Source organism: Promineifilum sp. (SeqCode), from assembly GCF_041918635.1.
Classification (GTDB): domain Bacteria; phylum Chloroflexota; class Anaerolineae; order Promineifilales; family Promineifilaceae; genus Promineifilum.
The window spans coordinates 1-2,948 of sequence record NZ_JAYRVJ010000302.1 but is presented as its reverse complement, the minus strand read 5'-3'; the positions used below and the strand labels follow the sequence as shown (position 1 = coordinate 2,948).

Annotated in this window: 2 protein-coding genes and 3 tRNA genes; 2 read left to right on the top strand and 3 right to left on the bottom strand. The window is 61.2% G+C overall.

Going from position 1 to position 2,948, the window contains the following annotated elements:
* Positions 1–628 precede the first annotated feature (628 nt).
* From ACE3UY_RS09805 to ACE3UY_RS09795, 3 genes are all read right to left on the bottom strand, one after another.
* Positions 629–705: transfer RNA gene (locus tag ACE3UY_RS09805), tRNA-Arg, on the bottom strand.
* A 100-nt stretch (positions 706–805) separates the two neighbouring features.
* Positions 806–894, bottom strand: a tRNA-Ser gene (locus ACE3UY_RS09800).
* A 44-nt stretch (positions 895–938) separates the two neighbouring features.
* Positions 939–1,025, bottom strand: a tRNA-Ser gene (locus ACE3UY_RS09795).
* 161 nt (positions 1,026–1,186) lie between these two features.
* Between ACE3UY_RS09795 and ACE3UY_RS09790 the strand changes: the two genes are divergently transcribed.
* On the top strand, positions 1,187–1,960 hold the full coding sequence (locus tag ACE3UY_RS09790) for a molybdenum cofactor guanylyltransferase (protein ID WP_374687358.1): 774 nt from the start codon (positions 1,187–1,189) through the stop codon (positions 1,958–1,960).
* Between the two features lie 121 nt (positions 1,961–2,081).
* Positions 2,082–2,948 (top strand): deoxynucleoside kinase (locus ACE3UY_RS09785; protein ID WP_374687357.1); only part of this gene is annotated, 867 nt, incomplete at its 3' end.

Sequence of the window (2,948 nt, the reverse complement as noted above, 5' to 3'; positions counted from 1 at the left end):
TATGTGAGAACCATCTCTATTACGAAATTAAACAGCCCTGAGCTTACAAATTAGCTTAACCTCGGCTGAGGAACCCGCGTGCCGTGGTTGCTCCTGCAGTGGATCAGACGATCTACCCCCTGAACCAACCGCCCTCGTTGTAATGTCGTCGCCAGTGACAGTTCTTACAGCGGACGACGCACTTAGTAATCTCCGCTTGAGTGACTTCCAGGCTGTAACCATCCGACACCATCTGAGTAACTGCGAGCTTCTTGACACCATTTACGTGGTCGAACTCAAGCACAATTGGGTCAGCTTCTCCGCAGTCAACGCAAGGATGGGTGGATAGATAATCCCAGACATACTGCTTGGCAAGCTCAGTTCTCCGTTTTCTGTTGCCAAGCTTTTGGGACTTGTCCGTACTCTGGTACGAGGCTTTATTGAACGCACTCATGCATGTGCGACAGTGCTTCTGTCGAGTGCCCAAAAGTCGATTGCTGAAGGCAAATTCGTTCTCATCTTTCCATTCATGACAATGGGCGCACTGTTTCATAAGCCCCACTATAAGCCCCACTTGGGCTTCATAAACAATCAAAAACCCCACATATGGGATTATGTGGGGATTAGATGGGGTTTAAACCCCGTATTTTGGTACGCCCTGAGAGATTCGAACTCCCGGCCTTCTGGTTCGTAGCCAGACGCTCTGATCCACTGAGCTAAGGGCGCATCATTTCACCAAGCATACCCGAATTGCGCGCCGTTGACAAGCGCTGTGCCGGCTTGCTCATCTTTTTCCGAGCCGTATGTCGCAGCCGGGAATGTGGAGCGGGGAGGATGGGATTCGAACCCATGACCGAGTTTAACCCCGGTAACCGCTTAGCAGGCGGCCCCAATCGACCTCTCTGGCACCTCCCCCAACTTGGGTATAGCCGTTTTCGCACTCGGTTGTCAACGCCAGGCGGAGGGAGAGGGATTCGAACCCCCGGTGAGCTTGCGCCCACTGCGGTTTTCAAGACCGCTGCAATCGTCCACTCTGCCATCCCTCCGGCTGAACCCTAGAGGGAACATCGCTGAAGTATAGCATGGGCGGGCGGCGGGGGCAAGGGATCGAAGAGCGGGGAGCAGGGGGGCGGGGGAGCGGGGGAGATATTTCCCATGCCGTCCAAACGCGCTACAATACGCCCAATTCGCAGCCGAGGTCATCGCCATGCACTGTCTCATCACCGCCGGCGGCCAGGTGCAGCCGCTCGATCCGCTGTTCCTCTACACCCAGGGCAAGCCGAAAGCGCTCATCGACATGGGCGGCCGGACGATGCTGGAGCGGGTGGTGGACGCGCTCCAGTCGTCGCGCTACGTTGAGGATGTGCTGGTCGTCGGCATTGACGAGGCGACAGCTGCCGAAGCGGGCCTGCGCTTCGCCCGGCCGGTCGCGTTCCTGCCCGATCAGGGCAGCCTGGTGGGCAACATGTTGGCCGGCTGCGACTGGTTTCGCCGCGAGCGCCCGGGGGCGGACACCGTCCTGGGCTGCTCGGCCGACATCCCGGCCATCACCGGCTCCATCGTGGACGGCTTCATCGAGGCGTGCCGGCCGTGGGACCGCGCCGTTTACTACAACTTCGTCCGGCGCGAGACGCTGGAGGGTCGCTTCCCCCACTCTAACCGCACCTACTCCCGCCTGGGCGGCATCGAGGTGGCCGGCGGCGACATGGTCATCGCGCGGCTCGATGTGCTGGAGCGCAACCGGGCGCTGGTCGAGTCGGTGACCGGAGCGCGCAAGCAGCCGTGGCGCATCGCCCGCATCGTGGGGCTGGGCTTTCTGCTGAAGTTCATCTTCCACCGTCTGAGCTTCGCCGACATCGAGGCCACGGCCGAGCGCATCATCGGCGCGCCGGTGCGCATTATCCTCGACAGCCCGGCCGAACTGGCCATGGACGGCGACAAGCCCTACCAGGTAGACATGCTCCGCGCCGAATTCGTATGACAGAGTGAAGAGAAGCTCACGCAAAGAGCGCAAAGGGCGCCAAGAACGCAAAGAAGAACCTCTTTTCCTTTGCGCCCTTTGCTTCTTGGCGTTCTTGGCGTGAGCCTCTTACCTTGGAACTATGAACAACAAGTTTATCGCCATCGAAGGCGTCATTGGGGTCGGCAAGACGACGCTGACCCGGCTCTTACAGCCGCGTTTTGACGCCAGCATCCTGCTCGAAGTCGTCGAAGACAATCCGTTTCTGCCCAAGTTCTACCAGGATCGGGAGCGCTACGCCTTCCAGACGCAGATCTTCTTCCTGCTGAGCCGCTACCACCAGCAGTACCAGGCCGTGCCGGCGGCGCTGCGGCGCGGCTCGCTGGTGGCCGACTACACCTTCGCCAAGGATGAGCTATTCGCCTGGCTCAATCTGAAGGACGATGAGCTGGCCATGTATGGCCGCGTCCACGCCGCGCTGGGCGAGAAGATTCCCCGTCCCGACCTGATCGTCTACCTGCGCGCCGACCATGAGGTGCTGCTGCGCCGCATCGCCCTGCGCGACCGGCCGTTCGAGCGTGACATCGACCCGGACTACATCGCCGAGGTCGCCGCGGCCTACGACGCCTGGCTGTCGCGCCTGACCGACGTGCCCGTGCTGATGGTCGATACCAACGACCTCGACTACCTCTCGCGCCCGGCCGACCTGGAGTACATCACCCACCTCATTGCCGAGACGGTGGAGAACGCTTCGGCCGCCGCGCCGGGGCCGGCCGATCCGCAGTTGCAGACGTTGCAGCAGGGCCGCCTGGCCGCCTTCCAGCAGTTCCACCGCGACCTGGACACGACCAAGGGATTCGACGGCGACCTGTTCTTCAACTACCTGCTGCTGACCGAGGAGATCGGCGAGTTGGCGACGGAACTGATCAAAGTCTGGACGGGCAGCAAGCGCCATCTGGTCAACGGCCGCGGCCCGGGTGAGGCGCTGGAGGAGGCCATCGCGCAGAAC